This is a genomic window from Paracoccus benzoatiresistens, assembly GCF_026913015.1.
Taxonomy (GTDB): domain Bacteria; phylum Pseudomonadota; class Alphaproteobacteria; order Rhodobacterales; family Rhodobacteraceae; genus Paracoccus; species Paracoccus benzoatiresistens.
The window spans coordinates 174,199-192,544 of sequence record NZ_JAPTYD010000003.1 but is presented as its reverse complement, the minus strand read 5'-3'; the positions used below and the strand labels follow the sequence as shown (position 1 = coordinate 192,544).

17 protein-coding genes are annotated in these 18,346 nt (G+C 66.9%); 4 read left to right on the top strand and 13 right to left on the bottom strand.

Annotated features, from left to right (window positions below; all coding sequences use genetic code 11):
* From uraH to bhcA, 7 genes are all read right to left on the bottom strand, one after another.
* Positions 1–354: a hydroxyisourate hydrolase gene (gene uraH / locus OU682_RS04415; RefSeq protein ID WP_268940849.1), complete on the bottom strand. Its 354-nt coding sequence runs from the start codon at positions 352–354 to the stop codon at positions 1–3.
* A gap of 179 nt (positions 355–533) precedes the next feature.
* Positions 534–1,883, bottom strand: a complete 1,350-nt coding sequence (locus OU682_RS04410) for an 8-oxoguanine deaminase (protein ID WP_268940848.1) — start codon at positions 1,881–1,883, stop codon at positions 534–536.
* The gene (locus tag OU682_RS04405; RefSeq protein ID WP_268940847.1) at positions 1,867–3,345 is read right to left on the bottom strand and encodes a nucleobase:cation symporter-2 family protein; all 1,479 of its coding nucleotides are present in this window, start codon (positions 3,343–3,345) and stop codon (positions 1,867–1,869) included. The genes OU682_RS04410 and OU682_RS04405 overlap by 17 nt, the downstream gene beginning before the upstream one ends.
* Positions 3,346–3,380: 35 nt before the next feature.
* Complete coding sequence (bhcD, locus tag OU682_RS04400; protein ID WP_268940846.1) at positions 3,381–4,343, bottom strand: iminosuccinate reductase BhcD; 963 nt, start codon at positions 4,341–4,343, stop codon at positions 3,381–3,383.
* A complete protein-coding gene (bhcC, locus tag OU682_RS04395) occupies positions 4,343–5,506 on the bottom strand; it encodes a 3-hydroxy-D-aspartate aldolase BhcC (protein ID WP_268940845.1) in 1,164 nt (387 codons plus the stop codon). The genes bhcD and bhcC overlap by 1 nt, the downstream gene beginning before the upstream one ends.
* A gap of 12 nt (positions 5,507–5,518) precedes the next feature.
* Positions 5,519–6,481 carry a beta-hydroxyaspartate dehydratase BhcB gene (bhcB, locus tag OU682_RS04390; protein ID WP_268940844.1) on the bottom strand — a complete coding sequence of 321 codons (963 nt, stop codon included), beginning with the start codon at positions 6,479–6,481 and terminating at the stop codon, positions 5,519–5,521.
* Positions 6,481–7,668, bottom strand: a complete 1,188-nt coding sequence (bhcA, locus tag OU682_RS04385; RefSeq protein ID WP_268940843.1) for an L-aspartate--glyoxylate aminotransferase BhcA — start codon at positions 7,666–7,668, stop codon at positions 6,481–6,483. The genes bhcB and bhcA overlap by 1 nt, the downstream gene beginning before the upstream one ends.
* Before the next feature lie 184 nt (positions 7,669–7,852).
* On the opposite strand from bhcA, the gene bhcR reads away from it, so the two are divergent.
* Positions 7,853–8,653, top strand: coding sequence for an HTH-type transcriptional regulator BhcR (gene bhcR, locus OU682_RS04380; RefSeq protein ID WP_268940842.1), 801 nt, complete (start codon positions 7,853–7,855; stop codon positions 8,651–8,653).
* Positions 8,654–8,707: 54 nt separating this feature from the next.
* Here bhcR and OU682_RS04375 read toward each other — a convergent pair whose 3' ends face one another.
* Complete coding sequence (locus OU682_RS04375; protein WP_268940841.1) at positions 8,708–10,009, bottom strand: NCS2 family permease; 1,302 nt, start codon at positions 10,007–10,009, stop codon at positions 8,708–8,710.
* A 226-nt stretch (positions 10,010–10,235) separates the two neighbouring features.
* Here OU682_RS04375 and puuE point away from each other — a divergent pair, with 226 nt between their 5' ends.
* Entirely contained in the window at positions 10,236–11,642 is a 1,407-nt protein-coding gene (gene puuE, locus OU682_RS04370; RefSeq protein ID WP_268940840.1) for an allantoinase PuuE, read from the top strand.
* Entirely contained in the window at positions 11,639–12,514 is an 876-nt protein-coding gene (locus tag OU682_RS04365) for a bifunctional allantoicase/(S)-ureidoglycine aminohydrolase (protein WP_268940839.1), read from the top strand. The genes puuE and OU682_RS04365 overlap by 4 nt, the downstream gene beginning before the upstream one ends.
* 34 nt (positions 12,515–12,548) lie before the next feature.
* Here the strand turns inward: OU682_RS04365 and OU682_RS04360 are convergent, their stop codons facing one another.
* Genes OU682_RS04360 through OU682_RS04350 form a run of 3 tightly spaced genes read right to left on the bottom strand, consistent with a single transcriptional unit; the run spans position 12,549 to position 15,933 of the window.
* Positions 12,549–14,021, bottom strand: a complete 1,473-nt coding sequence (locus OU682_RS04360) for a carboxypeptidase M32 (RefSeq protein ID WP_268940838.1) — start codon at positions 14,019–14,021, stop codon at positions 12,549–12,551.
* Positions 14,018–15,166 (bottom strand): heme A synthase, encoded by a 1,149-nt coding sequence (gene ctaA, locus OU682_RS04355; protein ID WP_268940837.1) that lies wholly within the window; start codon positions 15,164–15,166, stop codon positions 14,018–14,020. The genes OU682_RS04360 and ctaA overlap by 4 nt, the downstream gene beginning before the upstream one ends.
* Before the next feature lie 38 nt (positions 15,167–15,204).
* On the bottom strand, positions 15,205–15,933 hold the full coding sequence (locus OU682_RS04350; protein ID WP_268940836.1) for an RNA methyltransferase: 729 nt from the start codon (positions 15,931–15,933) through the stop codon (positions 15,205–15,207).
* Between the two features lie 69 nt (positions 15,934–16,002).
* On the opposite strand from OU682_RS04350, the gene OU682_RS04345 reads away from it, so the two are divergent.
* Positions 16,003–16,617, top strand: coding sequence for a thiamine phosphate synthase (locus OU682_RS04345; RefSeq protein ID WP_268940835.1), 615 nt, complete (start codon positions 16,003–16,005; stop codon positions 16,615–16,617).
* Here the strand turns inward: OU682_RS04345 and purN are convergent.
* Entirely contained in the window at positions 16,614–17,204 is a 591-nt protein-coding gene (purN, locus tag OU682_RS04340) for a phosphoribosylglycinamide formyltransferase (protein ID WP_268940834.1), read from the bottom strand. The two genes, OU682_RS04345 and purN, sit on opposite strands and share 4 nt — an antisense overlap.
* Positions 17,201–18,346 (bottom strand): phosphoribosylformylglycinamidine cyclo-ligase, encoded by a 1,146-nt coding sequence (gene purM, locus OU682_RS04335; protein WP_329609771.1) that lies wholly within the window; start codon positions 18,344–18,346, stop codon positions 17,201–17,203. Before purM ends, purN begins: the two co-directional genes overlap by 4 nt.

Below are 18,346 nucleotides of genomic sequence, written 5' to 3'. Positions count from 1 at the left end.
TCAGCTTCCGCGATAGGTGGAATAGCCGAAGGGCGAGACCAGCAGCGGCACATGGTAATGGTCGTCCTGCGACATGCCGAAACGGATCGGGATCACGTCCAGGAACCGGGGGCTTTCGGGCTCGACCCCGGTTGCATCCATCCAGGCGCCCGCGTGAAACTCCAGCTCAAAGGTGCCTGTCGCAAAGTCGGCGGCGGGCAGGATCTGGCTGTCGGTGCGGCCGTCACTGTTGGTTTTCAGCCGCGCAAGTTCGGTCCGCTGGCCGTTCTCAAGACGGAACAGCACCACCTCCATCCCCTCGGCCGGGCGGCCGCGCGCCGTGTCCAGCACATGGGTGGTCAGGTATCCGGGCATCATCGCCTCCCTTATTATCGCTGTTTTCTTGATAACCGATCCCGCTGCGAAGGCACGAGAGGGACCGTAAGCAAGGTAGTCTTAAGATTTCGTAGAAAATCCGGCCGGCTCTTTCACTTTGGCAGAAATATCCTCGGGGGGAGCGCGAAGCGCGTCGGGGGGCAGACAGCCCCCCGCCCTCAGCCTGCCAGCCGCGCGACGGCCCGTTCCGCCCGCGCCCGCAGGTCGCGCGGATCGGCGGTCAGCAGACGGTGGTCGGCGACGACCGCCCTGCCCCCGACATAGACCGCGCGGGGCCGGATCGGCGCGCAGAAGACCAGCGCCGCCACCGGATCCCACTGCCCGGCCAAAGGTAGATCGGACACATCCCACAGCACCAGGTCGGCCTGCATCCCCGGCTTCAGCGCACCGATGTCGCTGCGCCCCAGGACTCGCGCGCCGCCCAGGGTCGCGATCTCCAACGCCTCGCGCGCGCCCATGGCGGCGGGGCCGTCCTTCAGCCGCGCGACCAGCATGGCCTGCCGCGCCTCCAGCCCCAGATGGCTGCAATCGTTGCTGGCGGATCCATCCACCCCCAGCCCCACCGGCACGCCCGCATCGCGCATGGCACGAACCGGAGCGATGCCGCTGGCCAGCCGCGCATTGGAACAGGGGCAATGCGCGACCCCGGTGCCGGTACGGGCGAAAAGATCGATCTCGGGCGCGGACAGCTTCACGCAATGGGCGTGCCAGACATCGTCGCCGGTCCATCCCAGGCTTTCGGCATAATCGCCCGGCAGCATCCCGAAATTGTCCAGGGAATAGCGGATATCCTCGTCATTCTCGGCCAGATGCGTGTGCAGTCGCACGCCCTTTTCCCGCGCCAGGATCGCGGCGTCCCGCATCAGTTCCCGACTGACAGAGAAGGGCGAACAGGGCGCAAGCGCCACCTGCACCATCGCGCCCGCGCCCGCGTCGTGGAAGGCCTCCACGACCCGTTCGCTGTCGCGCAGGATCGCGGCCTCGTCCTCGACCAGGGCATCCGGCGGCAGGCCCCCCTTGCTTTCGCCGATGGACATGGCCCCGCGCGTGGCGGTGAAGCGGATGCCGATTTGGCTGGCGGCCTCGATGCTGTCGTCCAGGCGTGATCCGTTCGGAAACAGATACAGGTGATCGGACGAACAGGTGCAGCCCGACATGGCCAGTTCCGCCAGCCCTACCTCGGCCGACATGCGGATGTCATCCGGCGTCATGCGCGACCAGATGGGATAAAGCGTGCGCAGCCAGCCGAACAGCGCCGCGTCCTGCGCGGCGGGCACGGCGCGGGTCAGTGTCTGGAACAGGTGGTGATGGGTGTTGACCAGGCCCGGCGTGATCACGCAGCCCGCGGCCTCGACCACCTCGGCATTGTCGCGCGGCAGGTTTTCACCCGCCGCGACGATCTTTCCATTCTCGACCAGGACGTCGCCGCCCCGGATCTCGCGCCGGGCGTCGTCCATGGTGACGACGACCTCGGCGCCCCGGAACAGCGTTCTAGTGGTCGGCGACATGACCCGCCGCCCGCAGCTCTTCCTCGTCCACATGGGCCGCGCCGTTGTAGAACCAGTTGAGCAGCACCGCGCTGATCGCCGCCAGCAGGATGCCGGAATGGATCAGCGGGTGGATCGCATGGGGCATCCACTGGTTGAAGTTCGGCGCGACCAGCGGGATCATCCCCATCCCGACCGAGATCGCGACGATGAACAGGTTGTGCCGGTTGTTGGCGAAATCGACGCGCGACAGGATCCGCACGCCGGTCGCCGCGACCATGCCGAACATCACCAGGCCCGCGCCGCCCAGGACGGTCGTGGGCAGGCTTTCGACAAGCGCGCCCATCTTCGGGATCAGGCCCAGCACGATCATGATCGCGCCGCCCGCCACGCAGACGAAGCGCGACCGGATGCCGGTGACGCCCACCAGCCCGACGTTCTGGCTGAACGAGGTATAGGGGAACGTATTGAAGATCCCGCCGATCACGGTTCCCAACCCGTCGGCCCGCAGGCCTGCCGCCAGGGATTTCTGGTCCATCGGCTTCTTGCAGATATCGGACAACGCCAGGAACATGCCGGTCGATTCGATCAGCGTGACCAGCATCACCAGCACCATCGTCGCGATCATGATCGGATCGAAGGTGGGCATCCCGAAGTGGAAGGGCTTGATGACCGCGAACCATTCGGCCGCGCCGACCTTTTCGAAGTTCATCATGCCCAGCATGGCGGCGACGATGCCGCCGACGACAATGCCGACCAGCACGGCGATGTTGGACAGGAAGCCCCGTGCGAACTTCGACACCAGCAGGATCGTCCCCAGCACCAGGACCGCGATCAGGATGTTCTGACCGGCGGCGTAAAGCGGGTTCTGCACCGTCGGCGCAAGGCTGACGCTGGCGGGCACGTTGCCAGCCGCGCGCGCGGCCTCGAGCCAGGCGGCGGCTTCCGGGTCCACGATCTTGGGCGCGGTCGGCCCGACCTGAAGGCCGAAGATCCAGTTGATGCCGATGGGCATCAGGCTGATGCCGATGGTCAGGATCAGCGTGCCCGTCACGACCGGCGGAAAGAACCGCAGCATCCTGGAAATGAACGGCGCGATGATGATGCCGATGACCCCCGCCGCGATGATCGCGCCGAACAGCGCGCGCGCGCCTTCATGGCCGGGCAAGGATGTCGCAACCGCGACCATCGGACCGACGGACGCGAAGGTCACGCCCATCATCACCGGCAGCTTGATCCCGAACCACTGGGTCGCCCCAAGGCTCTGGATGATGGATACGATGCCGCAGACGAACAGGTCGGCGGAAATCAGGAACGCCACCTCCTCGGGCGGCAGGTTCAGCGCGCGGCCCACGATCAGCGGGACCGCGATGGCGCCGGCATACATGACCAGCACGTGCTGGAATCCAAGCGTCAGCAGCTTGGGCGCGGGCAACAGTTCATCCACCGAATGAACCGTGTCCTGATAGGTTGCGTCAGACATTGCGGACCTCCCTTCCACGGATGTCTTGTTTCGTTTCAGATCTCGACCTCGACGGCCTTTCCTTGTTGTTTGGCCAGTTCGACCACTGCGCCCGCGACCGCGAGATCCTGCAATCCGACGCCGGTTCCGTCAAAGATGGTGACCTCCGCATCGCCGCGTCCCGGATGATTGCCAATGATGACCTGGCCTATCGCGGTGACATCGCTGTCGGAAATTAGTTTCTGCGCGCTCGCGTGCTGGAATTCACCGATGCTGAGCGATTGGGCAACTTCGTCCGTGAACAGCCGCGCGCGGGCGACAAGCGCCGGGTCCAGTTCCTGCTTGCCCTTGGTATCGGTGCCCATGGCCGCGATGTGGGTCGGCCCCTGGACATGCGCGTCCATCAGCAAAGGCGAAAAGGCCGAGGTGATCGACACGATCACGTCGGCCTCGGCCCCCAGCCGGGGCAGGTCCACCGCCTTGAAGGGCAGGCCCAGTTCGGCGGCCGTGTCGGCCAGCCGGGTCAGCATCTCGGGATGCGGGTTCCAGCCGATGACACGCTCGAAATTGCCGAAGCGCACGGCGGCCCGCATCTGGAAGGCGGACTGGTGGCCCGCCCCGATCATGCCCAGCACCTTGGCGCCTTGCGGTGCCAGGTATTTGCTGGAGACCGCGCTGGCGGCCGCCGTGCGCAAGGCGGTCAGCAGGTTCCCTCCGACCGCTGCCGACACGCGCCCCGTATCCGGGTCGAACAGGAACACCGTGGACTGGTGGTTGATCAGCCCGCGCTTCTGGTTGTTCGGCCAGTATCCCCCGGCCTTGAGGCCCAGTGTCAGCCCCGCGCCGTCGAACCCGCCCTTGAAGCCATAAAGCGCGTCCTCGTGCCCGATGGCCTCGCGCACGACGGGGAAATTCCGGGCATCCCCGCGCGCCATGGCGGCGAAGACCGCCTCGACCGCGTCGAACGCGGCCTCGGGGGTCATCAGCCCGGCGATGTCCTTTTCAGGAACGACCCACATCAATAGGCCTTCCCGCGCGCCGACACGGGCCACAGGGTTTCGACCTTGCCATTGCGGACGCCGACATACCAGTCATGGACGTTGCAGGTGGGGTCGCAATGGCCCGGCACCAGCCGCAGCTTGTCGTTGACCTTCAGGACGCCGTTGTCGTCCTGGACCACGCCGTGTTCGTCGCTGCACTTGATGTATTTGACGTCGTCGCGGCCATAGACGAAAGGCAGCCCGCTATCGACCGACTGCGCCTTGAGGCCCGCGTCCACGACCGCCAGATGCGGCTTGGCATGGGACATGACGCTGGTCAGGATGAACAGCGCGTTTTCCCATTCGCCCTGGTCGATGCGCTTGCCGTCCTTGTCGTGGATGCGACCGTAATCCGCATCCATGAAGGCATAGCTGCCGCACTGGAGTTCGTTGTAAACGCCCGAATTGCTTTCGAAGTAATAGCTGCCGGTGCCGCCGCCCGAGACCAGTTCAGGCTCCAGCCCGCAGGCCTTCAGCGCCTCGACCGCGTCGGTGACCTGGGCGATGGCGGCGTCCAGCTTGGCCTTGCGGTCCTCGTAGCTGTCCATGTGCTGCATCGCGCCCTGATAGGCTTGGATGCCGGTGAACTTCAGCCCCGGCGCCGCGTCGATGGCCTTGGCGATGGCGACGACTTCCGGCGTGGTCTTCACGCCGCAGCGGCCCGCGCCGCAGTCGATCTCCACGAAGCATTCGATGGTCGTGCCGTGCTTTTGCGCCGCCGCCGACAGGTCCGCCACGTTCGCCACGTCGTCCACGCAGACGATGATCCGGCTGCCCAGCTTCGGCAGGCGGGCCAGGCGGTCGATCTTCAGCGGGTCGCGCACCTGATTGCTGACCAGCACGTCCTTGATGCCGCCGCGCACGAAGACCTCGGCCTCGGACACCTTCTGGCAGCAGACGCCGACCGCGCCGCCCAGTTCCTCCTGCAGCTTCAGGACATCGACCGACTTGTGCATCTTGCCATGGGCGCGGTGGCGCATCCCGTGCGCCTTGGCGTAATCGCCCATCTTCTTGATGTTGCGCTCAAGCGCGTCCAGGTCGAGGATCAGGCAGGGCGTCTGGATGTCCTTTTCATCCATGCCCGGCAGCGCGGGCACGTCGAAGCCGACTTCCAGGTTGTCGAAGTTCACGGGTGCGTTCATGATCCGTCTCCCTCAGATCCAGGGCAGCTTGTCGAGATCGACATTGCCGCCGGTGATGATGATGCCGACGCGCTTGCCGGCGAATGCGTCGCGGTTCTTCAGGACGGTGGCCAGCGGCACGGCGCTGCTGGGCTCCATCACGACGCGCAGGTGTTTCCAGATCAGCTTCATCGCATCGATGATCTCGGCGTCGGACGCGGTGTAGATCTCGGACACGTGGTTGCTGACGAAGTGCCAGGTCAGCTCCTTCAGCGGCACCAGCAGCCCGTCGGCGATGGTCTTGGGCGCGTCGTCGGCAATGATGTGGCCCGCCTTGAAGCTGCGATAGGCGTCGTCGGCCTGCTCGGGCTCGGCCGCGATGACCTTTGTTTCCGGGGCCAGCGTCGCCAGTGTCAGGCAGGTGCCCGAGATCATGCCGCCGCCGCCGATGGGCGCGACCACCATGTCCAGCCCGTCGGTCTGCTCCATGAACTCCCTGGAACAGGTGCCCTGCCCCGCGATCACGCGCGGATCATTGTAGGGATGGACGAAATCGCCGCCCGTTTCGGCCTGCACCTTGGCGAAGGTTTCCTCGCGCGAACTGGTGGACGGCTCGCATTCGGTGATGACCCCGCCATAGCGGCGCACCGTGTCCTTCTTGGTCTGCGGCGCGGTGCGCGGCATGACCACGTTGCAGGGAATGCCCCGGCGCATCGCCGCATAGGACAGGCAGGACGCGTGGTTGCCGCTGGAATGCGTCGCCACGCCCTTGGCGGCCTGAGCGTCGTCCAGGCCAAAGACCGCATTGGCGGCGCCGCGGACCTTGAAGGCCCCCGGCTCCTGGAAGTTCTCGCACTTGAAGAACAGTTGCGCCCCGGCCAGGTCGTTCAGGTAATCCGAGGTGCGCACCGGGGTGCGCCGGATGTAGGGCTGGATGCGATCATGCGCCGCCAGCATGTCCTCGTAGGTCGGAATATACATCGAAGCGTCCTTCATCACGCGGCAGCCCTCATCGCGGTGGCGCTCTGGCGGTAGTGGTCTTGCGCGGCGGCAACGCCGCTGCCCAGCGTCACCGGCAGTCCCAGGTCGGCCATGACCATTTCAGCCGTCGCGATGCCCGACAGCGCCATGACATCGGTCAGGCTGCCCAGGTGGCCGATGCGGAAGACCTTGCCCGCGACATCGCCAAGCCCGGTTCCGAAGGCCACGCCATAGGCGTTCAGCGCATGGCTGACGATCTTGTTGGCATCGAACCCTTCCGGCGTGCGAATGGCGCTGACGCTGTCGGAATAAAGCTCGGGGCGCTTGGCGCAAAGCTGCATTCCCCAGGCGGCAACCGCCTTGCGCACGCCTTCCGCGATGCGGTGGTGGCGAGCGAAGACATTCTCCAGCCCCTCGTCCAGCAGCATGTCGCAGGCCATGTTCAGCCCGTTCAGCAGACCGACCGGCGGCGTGTAGGGATAGCCGTTGGCGGCATAGCCTTTCGCCATGTCGCGGATGTCGAAGAAGGTGCGCGGCAGTTTTGCGGTCTCGACCGCAGCCATGGCCTTGGGCGAGAAGCCGACGATGGCAAGGCCGGGCGGCAGCATGAACCCCTTCTGGCTGCCGGTCACGGCGATATCGACGCCCCATTCGTCCATGCGGAAATCATAGCACGCGATGGATGAAACCCCGTCCACGAACAGCAGCGCCGGGTGGCGCGCGTTGTCCAGGGCGCGGCGGACGGCGGCGATGTCGCTGCGCACGCCGGTGGCGGTCTCGTTATGGGTCGCCAGGACGACCTTGATCTCGTGCGCCTTGTCGGCGGTCAGGATTTCCTCGAAGCGGTCGGCGGGAACGCCCTCGCCCCATTCCTGGGTGACGACCTGGACGTCCAGGCCGTGGCGCTGGCACATGTCGATCCAGCGGTGGCTGAACATGCCGTTGCGGGTGGCCAGCACCTTGTCGCCGGGCGACAGCGTGTTGGTGATCGCGGTTTCCCAGCCGCCGGTCCCGGTCGAGGGGAAGACGAAGACCTGACCCTGCGTGGTCTTCAGCACCTTCTTCACCCCTTCCAGCGCCGGGTGCAGGATCCGGCCGAAGACCGGGCTGCGATGGTCGATCGTGGGCATGTCCACGGCCTTGCGCAGAACTTCGGGGATATTGGTCGGGCCGGGAATGAACACGGGATTCTGGCTGGTCATGGTTCTTCCTCCTCTGATAGGCCCATGATACGCCCCGCCGCCAGATGTCACAATTTTTCTGGAAAACATTTCCATTTTCGCGCTAAAAGCCGAAATGAAGTTGATCATCAGCAACTTGGCTTTTTTCAGGCCGGGTTTCCGATTATCGCCGTTCCGAAAATGTATTCTTTAGAAAAGGGCGAAAATGTCCGAACCCATCCGACGTCGGGGCCGTCCCCGCAGCGCCAAGGACAGCACCGGCACCGTGCAGGTGCTGGACCGCGCGCTGGACATGCTGGACCTGCTGGCCGCCCATCCCGGCCTGACGCTGTCGGAGGTGGCCGAGCGGATGGAGCAGTCGCCATCGACCGTCCACCGCCTGCTGCATTCGCTGGCCGCGCGCGGCATGGTGGAAAGCGATCCGGCCACGCAGGCCTGGAACATCGGCCCCGCGACCTTCCGGCTGGGGTCGGCCTTCATGCGCCGGTCGGGGATCGTCGAACGCGCCCGTCCGATCCTGCGCGCCCTGATGGAGCATACGGGCGAGACCGCGAACCTGGGGATCCTCAACGGGGACGCGGTGCTGTTTGTCAGCCAGGCCGAGACGCACGAGACGATCCGCGCCTTCTTTCCGCCGGGCACGCGGTCCCCGCTGCATGCCTCGGGCATCGGCAAGGCCCTGCTGGCCTTTGGCCGGGCCGAGATCCTGCACGCCTATCTGGACGGCGCCGGGCTGGCGCGTTTCACCGACAGGACGCTGACCACGCCCGAGGCCCTGACGCAGGAGATGAGCCGCATCCGCTCTCGCGGCTTTTCCTTCGACGATGAGGAACGGACCCGGGGAATGCGCTGCATCGCAGCCCCGGTCTTCGACCTGAGCGGAGAGGCGATTGCAGGCGTCAGCGTCAGCGGCCCCACCCACCGCATCGGCCACGAGCATGTCAAGACGCTTGGGGCCGTGGTCGCGGCTGCCGCGGCGGAACTGAGCCAGGCCATGGGCGGATAGGCCAAGGGCTCCGCGATCGCTCGCGGAGCCCTGCCATTCCCGTTTCGCGCGGGATCAGTGGCCGCCGAAGAAGGCGAACTTGATCACGAACAGCGCGGCCACGGTCCAGGTCGCGGCGTGGACCTCTCTCGCCCTGCCGGTCAGCAGCTTGATGATCGCGTAGCTGACAAAGCCGAAGGCAAGGCCGTTGGCGATGGAGTAGGTGAAGGGCATGACCAGCGCGGTCAGGACCGCGGGGGCGGCCTCGGTCACGTCCTCCCATTCGATCTCGGACAGCTCGCGCACCATCAGGGTGGCGACATAAAGCAGCGCGGGCGCGGTCGCATAGGCGGGAACCGAGCCGGCCAGCGGCGCGAAGAACATCGCCAGCAGGAACAGAACGGCGACCACAAGCGCGGTCAGGCCCGTCCGCCCGCCCGCCTGCACGCCCGAGGCGCTTTCGACATAGGCGGTCGTGGAAGACGTCCCCAGCATCGAGCCCAAGGTGATCGCGGTCGAATCCGCCATCAGCGCGCGCGACAGGCCGGGATTGGTATGGGCCGGCCCTTCCTTCAGCAGGCCCGCGCGCTTGGCGACGCCGATCAGCGTGCCGGTGGCGTCGAAGACCTCGACCAGGACCATCACCAGGATCACCTGGAAGATGCCGATGCCAAGCGCACCCATCACATCCAGTTGCAGCAGCGTCGGCGCGACGGACGGCGGCATGGACAGGATGCCGCCGAACTCGGTGACGCCCAGCAGGATCGCGGCGACCGTGATGATCAGGATGCCGATCAGGATCGAGCCCGTCACCCGCAAGGCGTCAAGCGCCACGATGATGAAGAAGCCCGCGATCGTCAGCAGCGTGCCCGGCGCCGTCAGGTCGCCCAGGCCCACCAGCGTCGCATCGCTGTTCACCACGATCCCCGAGGATTGCAGCGCGATGATGCCCAGGAACATCCCGATCCCAGCCGCCACGCCGCTGCGCATCGACATGGGGATCCCGGCCACAAGCCAGCGGCGGATGCCCGTCACGGACAGGACCAGGAAGATGATGCCGCTGATGAAGACCGCGCCAAGCGCCTGCTGCCAGGTGAAGCCCATGGCGCCGACCACCGTGAAGGCAAAGAAGGCGTTCAGCCCCATGCCGGGCGCCATGCCGATGGGCCAGTTGGCCCAAAGCCCCATCACCGCCGATCCGATGGCGGCGGCCAGGCAGGTCGCCACGAAGACGGCGTTGCGGTCCATCCCCGTCGTGGACAGGATGTCGGGGTTGACGAAGATGATGTAGGCCATCGTCAGAAAGGTGGTGATGCCTGCGATCACCTCGGTCCTGACCGTGCTGCCATGCTGGGATAGCTTGAAGTAGCGATCCATGATTGCTCCCTGTTGGTGGCCGTCTGACACGCGGCCTCGCTTGCGTCACAGCCTAGAATTTGCGCTTGACCGGACAATCGGGCCAAATCCGCAAGTCTTTCAATGATGGATTGAAACCGGAAACGATCTTTTCCGATTCGTTGATACAGAATTCTGCCGCCGAACGCTTGCCGCGCAGGCTCGCACGCGGTTTGCTGTGTCCATGCTGCCACAGAAAGGACGTCCGATGCGCTACAGCCGCGACTTGCGAGGATATGGCGAAACCACCCCCGATCCCAAATGGCCGGGTGGCGCGAAGATCGCGGTCCAGATCGTCCTCAACTACGAGGAAGGCGGCGAGAACAGCATCGAACATGGCGACGCCGCCTCCGAGGCCTTCCTGTCCGAGATCATCGGCGCCCAGCCTTGGGTCGGCAAGCGCCACTGGAACATGGAATCGATCTATGACTATGGCGCGCGGTCGGGCTTCTGGCGCCTGCACCGGATGCTGCGCGACATCCCCGTAACCGTCTACGGCGTCGCCACCGCCCTGGAGCGCAGCCCCGAACAGGTCGCCGCGATGAAGGCGGCGGGGTGGGAAATCGCGACCCACGGGCTGAAATGGATCGACTACCGCGACATCCCGCGCGAGGTCGAGGCCGAGCATATCGCCCAGGCGGTCGAGCTGCACACCCGCGTCACCGGCGAACGCCCGCGCGGCTTCTACCAGGGCCGCTGCTCGATGAACACGGTCGCGCTTGGCTGCGAGGAAGGCGGCTTCGAATACCTCGCCGACACGATTGCCGACGACCTGCCCTATTGGCATGTGCACGACGGCAAGCCGCAGCTGATGGTGCCCTATACCATGGACGCCAACGACATGCGGTTCTCGTCCGGGCAGGGCTTCGGCACGGGGACGGACTTCTTCGACTATCTGCGCGACAGCTTCGATGTGCTGTATGCCGAGGGCCAGGCGGGCGCGCCCAAGATGATGTCGGTCGGCCTGCATTGTCGCCTTGCCGGGCGTCCAGGCCGTGCGATGGCGATCCAGCGGTTCCTCGATCACTGCCGCCAGCATGAGGGCGTCTGGTTCGCAAGCCGCCTGGACATCGCGCGGCACTGGGCGGAAACGCATCCCTTCCAGCCCCGGCAGCTTCCCTCGCAGATGGACCGCGATGCCTTCGTGCAGGCCTTCGGCAGCATCTACGAACATTCGCCCTTTATCGCCGAGCGGGTCTGGGACGGGGAAATGGGCGCGGTCCATGACAGTCCCACCGGTCTTGCGGCGCGCATGGCGCAGGTCTTCCGCGCCTCGTCGGACGAGGAACGGCTGGGCGTGCTGAACGCGCACCCGGATCTGGCGGGCAAGCTGGCGCAGGCCAAGCGCCTGACGGCGGACAGCACCGCCGAACAGGCCAGCGCGGGCCTCGACAGCCTGACGGACGAGGAACGCGCGACCTTCACCCGCCTGAACGACGCCTATGTCGCCAAGCACGGCTTTCCCTTCATCATCGCCGTGCGCGACCACGACAAGCCCGGCATCATGCGCGCCATGCAGGCCCGCGTCGACAACGACACCGCGACCGAGCGCGCCGAGGCCGAACGCCAGGTGATGCGCATCGGCGAACTCCGCCTGAAAGAGGCCCTGAAATGACCGACATGTCCCACGACATCGCCGAAACCCGCCGTCCCGAGCCGCAGCTTGCGCCCTATGCCGGTCCTGTGGCGGGCCTGCCGCCGCAGACCGGCCTGACCACCGACACGGCCGTCTTCACCGAGGCCTATGCGGTCATTCCCCGCAGCGTGATGCGCGACATCGTCACCTCCTACCTGCCCGGCTGGACCGGCATGCGGATGTGGATGATCGCGCGCCCCCTGTCCGGCTTTGCCGAGACCTTCAGCCAGTACATCGTCGAACTGGCCGAGAACGGCGGCTCGGACAATCCCGACGACGATCCCGAAATCCAGCACGCCCTGTTCGTCACGGGGGGCGAGCTGTCCGTGACCATCGACGGCACCGAACACCGGCTGGCCCCCGGCGGCTTTGCCTATGTGCCCCCCGGCACGGCCTGGTCGGTCAGCAACGCCGCGCCCGGCAACACCGGGTTCCACTGGTGGCGCAAGCGCTGGCAGCCGGTCGAAGGGCTGGCCCGCCCCAACCCGATCGTCGCGCAGGAACAGGACATCGCCCCGTCCATGATGCCCGACACCGACGGGGCCTGGGGCACCACGCGCTTCATGGACCCGGCCGACCTGCGCCACGACATGCACATCACCGTGGTGACCTTCAAGCCGGGCGGTTCGATCCCCTTCGCCGAGACCCACGTGATGGAGCACGGGCTCTTCGTGCTGGAGGGCAAGGCCGTCTACCGCCTGAACCGGGACTGGGTCGAGGTCGGACCCGGCGACTACATGTGGCTGCGCGCCTTCTGCCCGCAGGCCTGCTATGCGGGCGGGCCGGGGCCGTTCCGCTATCTGCTCTACAAGGACGTGAACCGCCACGCGCCCTTGTGGGCCAACCGGTAAGCGAAAGGCCGGGCACTGCGCCCGGCCTTTGTCGTCACAGGTCGTAGATCCCGGCGAACTTCTGTTCCAGATAGGCCAGCAGCGGCTCGGGAGAGACGTCCAGACCCGTCGCGTCCTCGATCAGGGCGCGCGGGCGCTTCAGCCCGCCGTGGCGTTGCAGGTTTTCCCGCAGCCATTCGACGCCGGGCGCGGCATCGCCTTCGGCAAGCGAGGCGTCCAGACCCGGCACGGCCGCGCGCATCGCCTGATCCAGGCAGCCCGCATAGACGTTGCCAAGCGTATAGGTCGGGAAATAGCCGAACAGGCCCACGGCCCAATGCACGTCCTGCAGCACGCCGTTGGCGGGACGGTCCACGACCACGCCGAAGTCGCGCTGGAAGCGGGCGTTCCAGGCCTCGACCAGATCCTCGACGGTCAGCCGCCCGGCGATCAGGTCGCGCTCCAGGTCGAAGCGCATCATGATGTGCAGGTTGTACTGCACCTCGTCGGCCTCGGTCCGGATGAAGCCGGGGGTGACGCGGTTCACGGTCGCATAGAAGGCGTCGGGATCGGTGATGTTCAGCCCGTCGAAGGCATCCGACATGCGCTTGAACAGCCATCCGGCAAACGCCCGCCCCCGCCCCATTTGGTTTTCATAGATGCGGCTCTGGCTTTCATGGATGCCCATCGAGACCCCCCGGCCCAGGGGTGTGAAGGCATAATCCGGGTCGATGCCCAGTTCATAGCTGGAATGACCAACCTCGTGGATGGTCGAGTAGACACAGTTGAAGGGGTCGGTCTCGACCACGCGCGTGGTGATGCGGCTGTCTTGCCAGCGCCCGCTGCTGAAGGGGTGGACGGCGATGTCCATTCGTCCCCGCGCCCAGTCATAGCCGAAGGCGGTCGCGCAGATGCGCGCCAGCCGGATCTGGGTTTCCTGCGGGAAATGGCCCGCCAGCGGCTGCGGCTGGCCGTCGGCCCCAAGCACAGCCTCGCGCAGGGCGACAAGGCGTGGGCGCATGGCTGCGAACAGGGCCGATATCTCGGCCCCCGTCATGCCCTGCTCATAGTCGTCCAGCAGCGTGTCATAAAGATCGCCGCCATTGGCGATCGCGGACGCTTCCTCGCGCTTCAGCATCAGGACCTGGTCCAGCGTCGGCAGGAAATCCTCGGGCGCGTCGTTGGCGCGCGCCTCGGCCCAGATGCCCTGCGCCAGCGATGTCACGCGCGCCAGTTCCTGCGCCAGCCGCGCGGGGATGCGGCTGGCCCGGTTGAAGTCGCGGGCGATCAGTTCGACGGCGCGGGTGTCCGCCTCGGACTCGGGTTCGGCGACCTCCAGCCATTCGCCGATGCGGGGGTCGGTGCGGCGTTCGTGCAGCACGGCCTCCATCGCGGCCATCTCCTCGGCCCGCTGTTCCACCGCGCCGCGCGGCATGACCGTTTCCTGGTCCCAGCCAAGGCGTTCGGCGACCGAGGACAGCGCCTCGGTCTGGCGCTGAAAGGCAAGCAGGTCGTTGATGGCCGTCATCGGATGGTCCCCCTGACCGAAGTTTCATGCGGGTAGCGCGCGTGGTGCCGCGCCCGGATGATCAGCGAAAACAGCGCGACCGCACCCAGCTGATGCGCCAATGCCAGCGGCAAGGGCGAGGCGTGGATCACGTTCATGATGCCCAGGCCCACCTGGACCGCCACCGCCGCGATCATGGCCGTGAAGGCCCCGCGCGTCACCGAATGGGGCGAGCGGCGGGCGCGCAGCCAGACGACCACGGCAAAGATCGCCAGCAGATAGCCGGTCATGCGATGGACGAACTGCACAAGGGCCGGGTTCTCGAACAGGTTGCGCCAGCCAAGCGCAGGGTCCCAGATGAGCGACGGGATCCATTCGCCGCCCATGGTGGGCCAGCCGGTATAAGTGCGGCCCGCGTCGATGCCCGCAACCAGCGCGCCGATCAGGATCTGCACGAAGGCAAGGTGCATCAGGCCGGTGGACATGGAAAACAGCTTCGCTTCCCCGGCGCGGCGGGCGCGCAGCAGGTCGGCTTCGGTGCGGCCCAGCAGCAGGACATACCAGGTGATCAGACCAAGGATCACGAAAGCCAGTCCCAGATGCGTCGCCAGGCGATAGGAGGCCACGCGGGTCATCCCCTCGACCAGGCCGGAACTGACCATCCACCAGCCGATGGCGCCCTGCAGCCCGCCAAGCGCGCCAAGACCCAGCAGGCGCGGCGTCCAGCCGGTCGGGATGCGCCGGGTCGCCAGGAAGAAGAAAAAGCCCGCCGCCCAGACAAGGCCGATCAGCCGGCCCAGCAGGCGGTGCGACCATTCCCACAGGTAAATCTCCTTGAAGCCCGCCAGATCCATGTCGGGATTGACCTCGACATATTGGGGGATCTGCTTGTAGGCCTCGAATTCCGCTTGCCAATCCGCCTCGTTCAGGGGCGGGATGGTGCCCGTGACCGGCGCCCATTCGGTGATCGACAGGCCCGATCCGGTCAGGCGCGTCGCGCCGCCAAGCGCGATCATCGCCAAGACCATCACGAACAGCACCATCAGCCAGATGCGGATTGCCCGGCGCGCGCCGCGGGGTGCCGCGTCGATCATGCCGGTCGTGGTGACGGGACGGCTGCTGGCGGTCGGGTCAAGGACTTCCTGGAAAACGGGGCGCTTGGCCATCGCTTGCTCCTTCAGGTCGGGCGGAGGGTAGGTCGGGGTCAGGACCGGGTCAACTGCCGCAGCATTCCGTGCAGGATGCGCACGTCGCCACGGGTCAGCGCCAGCCGCGACCACATGTTGCGCAGGTTCAGCCGCATGGAGGCAGCCTTCGTTTCGGGGAAGAAGAAGCCCGCCTCGGTCAGCTTTTCCTCGAAGTGGTCGCCCAGCTTCTCGATCTCGACCCGGTCGGCCGGCTGGATGGCCTCGGGCCGCGCGTGGTGGGGCGAGGGTTCGGCGGGCAAGACCTCTCGCCCGTATTCGTATCCCATCAGCAGCACGGCCTGCGCCAGGTTCAGCGACGGGAAATCCGGGTTGACGGGCACGGTCACGATGGCGTTGGCGCGGGCCACGTCGTCATTTTCCAGGCCCGTGCGTTCGGGGCCGAAGATGATCGCGCAGCGGCCTTGGTGGGCGCGCGCCATCTCCATCGCCGTGGCGGGGGTGTGGACGGGCTTCGACAGCTCGCGGCCCCGCGCCGTGGTAGCGAAGGCGAAGTCGATGCCTTCCATCGCCTCGGCAAGGGTCGGATAGATGCGGGCGCGGTCCAGCACCTGCCCCGCCGCGCCGGACGCCATGGCGATGGCGCGCGGGTTGGGCCAGCCGTCGCGCGGTTCGACCAGCCGCATCTCGGTCAGGCCGAAGTTCAGCATGGCGCGGGCGGCGGCGCCGATGTTCTCGCCCATCTGCGGGCGGACCAGGATGATGACGGGCAGACGTTCGCTTTGCATGATGGGCCAGATAGTCCGTCTGGCGGCGGGCGGCAAGCTGCGCTATCTGCGACATAAAGGAGTTCCGCCATGTCCGACGCCACCAATGATGCCCCCCAGCTTTACCTGATGACGCCCGCCGGTGCGCAGGCATCGACCCTCGGGCCGCAGTTGGCGGCGGTCATGGACGCCTTCCCCGTGGCCTGCCTGCGCATCCGCGCGGGCGCCGAGGAGGACGAACTGGGCCGCCTGGCCGATCTGTCGCGAGAGATCGCCCATGCCCGCGACGTGGCGGTGGTGATCGACGACCATGTGGCGCTGGCGCAGCGGCATGGCCTGGACGGGGTTCACCTGACCGACGGGGCGAAGGCCGTGCGCTATGCCCGCAAGGAACTGGGCAAGGACGCGATCGTCGGCTGCTTCTGCGGCAATTCGCGCCACGAGGGGATGAGCGCGGGCGAGGCTGGCGCGGATTACGTCAGCTTCGGCCCGGTCGGCGCATCCGCCCTGTATCGCGGTGAACCGGTCGAGCTGGAACTGTTCCAGTGGTGGTCCGAGATGATCGAGGTTCCGGTCGTGGCCGAGGGCGCCATCACCCGCGAGTTGCTGGAGCAACTGTCGCCGGTCAGCGACTTCATCGCCATCGGCCCCGAGATCTGGTCGGCCAGCGATCCGGTGGCGGCGCTGACCGCGCTCTGGGGCTAGATATCGAAGCGTTCGCGGGCGCCTGCGGCGAAGCGGCGCAGGATCAGCGGGTAAAGCTGGTGTTCGCGTTGCAGGACCCGGGCGGCCAGCGTTTCGGGCGTGTCGCCCGGCTGGACCGGGACACGGGCCTGGCCCAGGATCGGCCCTGCATCCAGATCGGTCGTGACCTCGTGGACCGTGGCGCCGGCCTCGGCATCCCCCGCCTCGAGGGCGCGGGCATGGGTGTGCAGGCCCGGGTATTTGGGCAGAAGGGAAGGATGAATGTTGATCATCCGCCCCTTGAAGCGGTCGATGAAGGCGGGGGTCAGGATGCGCATGAAGCCCGCCAGGCAGATGATGTCGGGACGCGCCTCCAGCAGCGGTCCCAGCAGCGCGGCCTCGAAGGCTGCGCGGTCACCCTGATAGGCGCGGTGATCGACGGCGGCGGTCGGAACGCCCAGGGCGGCGGCCTTGGCAAGCCCTCCGGCAGCCGGGTTGTTCGAGGCGACCAGCACCGGCCTGGCCGGGTGATCGTCCGCCTGCATGTCCTCGACCAGGCGGATCATGTTCGACCCGCCGCCAGAAATCAGGATGGCGACGCGTTTCACGCAAGCGCCCCGTTGTAGCGCACGCCCTGCCCCGCGACGACCCGGCCCAGACGATGAACCGTCTCGCCCTGCCCCGCAAGCAGGTCGGCAAGGGCGTCGGCGCGGTCGGCGGCGACCGACAGGATCATGCCGATGCCGCTGTTGAAGGTCTTGAGCATCTCCGCCTGTTCGATCCCGCCAGCCTCGGCCAGCCAGCGGAAGACCGGCGGCAGGGTCCAGGACGACAGATCGATTTCAGCGCCCAGGTCCTTGGGCAATACGCGCGGCAGGTTTTCCGTGATGCCGCCGCCGGTGATATGGGCCAGGGCATGGACGCCGCCCGCCCGGATCGCCGCCAGCGCAGGCTTGACGTAAAGCCGCGTGGGCGTCAGCAGCGCCGCGCCCAGATCGCCATCGCCGAAGGGCGAGGCCGCGTCCCAGCCAAGGCCCGCGTGTTCCGCGACCTTGCGGACCAGCGAATAGCCGTTGGAATGCACGCCGTCAGAAGCCAGGCCCAGCAGCACGTCGCCCTCGGCCACGCCCTGTGGCAGGGCGGTGCCGCGCTGCATGGCGCCGACCGCGAAGCCCGCCAGGTCGAAGTCGCCGTCGTGATACATGCCCGGCATTTCGGCCGTCTCGCCGCCGATCAGGGCGCAGCCGGCCGCCTGGCAGCCGCGCGCGATGCCTTCGACGACGCGCGCGCCTTCATCCACCGACAGCTTGCCGGTCGCAAAATAGTCCAGGAAGAACAGGGGTTCCGCCCCCTGGCAGACCAGGTCGTTCACGCACATGGCGACCAGATCCTGGCCGATGCCGTCCAGGTGGCCGGTGTCGATGGCGATGCGCAGCTTGGTGCCCACGCCGTCAGTGGCCGCGACCAGGACCGGGTCGTCATAGCCCGCCGCGCGCGGGTCGAACAGCGCGCCAAAGCCGCCAAGCGCGTCCATCACGCCAGGACGCGCGGTCGCGGCGGCGGCGGGCTTGATGCGTTCGACAAGCGCATTGCCCGCGTCGATATCGACGCCTGCATCGCGATAGCTGATCCCGTTCCTGGTCATGGCGGCCCCCGGCTGAATGATGCGCCCCCGATAGCGGAAGCGGCAAACGGGGGCAACGGCGATCGGCGCTTGACCGAAGCGCGCCCTGCGATTAACCCCGGACAT

Coding starts and splice junctions, on each gene's coding strand:
- uraH (WP_268940849.1), bottom strand. CDS start 354: ATGCCCGGATACCTGACCACCCATGTGCTGGACACGGCGCGCGGCCGC.
- OU682_RS04410 (WP_268940848.1), bottom strand. CDS start 1,883: ATGTCGCCGACCACTAGAACGCTGTTCCGGGGCGCCGAGGTCGTCGTC.
- OU682_RS04405 (WP_268940847.1), bottom strand. CDS start 3,345: ATGTCTGACGCAACCTATCAGGACACGGTTCATTCGGTGGATGAACTG.
- bhcD (WP_268940846.1), bottom strand. CDS start 4,343: ATGTGGGTCGTTCCTGAAAAGGACATCGCCGGGCTGATGACCCCCGAG.
- bhcC (WP_268940845.1), bottom strand. CDS start 5,506: ATGAACGCACCCGTGAACTTCGACAACCTGGAAGTCGGCTTCGACGTG.
- bhcB (WP_268940844.1), bottom strand. CDS start 6,481: ATGAAGGACGCTTCGATGTATATTCCGACCTACGAGGACATGCTGGCG.
- bhcA (WP_268940843.1), bottom strand. CDS start 7,668: ATGACCAGCCAGAATCCCGTGTTCATTCCCGGCCCGACCAATATCCCC.
- bhcR (WP_268940842.1), top strand. CDS start 7,853: ATGTCCGAACCCATCCGACGTCGGGGCCGTCCCCGCAGCGCCAAGGAC.
- OU682_RS04375 (WP_268940841.1), bottom strand. CDS start 10,009: ATGGATCGCTACTTCAAGCTATCCCAGCATGGCAGCACGGTCAGGACC.
- puuE (WP_268940840.1), top strand. CDS start 10,236: ATGCGCTACAGCCGCGACTTGCGAGGATATGGCGAAACCACCCCCGAT.
- OU682_RS04365 (WP_268940839.1), top strand. CDS start 11,639: ATGACCGACATGTCCCACGACATCGCCGAAACCCGCCGTCCCGAGCCG.
- OU682_RS04360 (WP_268940838.1), bottom strand. CDS start 14,021: ATGACGGCCATCAACGACCTGCTTGCCTTTCAGCGCCAGACCGAGGCG.
- ctaA (WP_268940837.1), bottom strand. CDS start 15,166: ATGGCCAAGCGCCCCGTTTTCCAGGAAGTCCTTGACCCGACCGCCAGC.
- OU682_RS04350 (WP_268940836.1), bottom strand. CDS start 15,933: ATGCAAAGCGAACGTCTGCCCGTCATCATCCTGGTCCGCCCGCAGATG.
- OU682_RS04345 (WP_268940835.1), top strand. CDS start 16,003: ATGTCCGACGCCACCAATGATGCCCCCCAGCTTTACCTGATGACGCCC.
- purM (WP_329609771.1), bottom strand. CDS start 18,346: ATGTCCGGGGTTAATCGCAGGGCGCGCTTCGGTCAAGCGCCGATCGCC.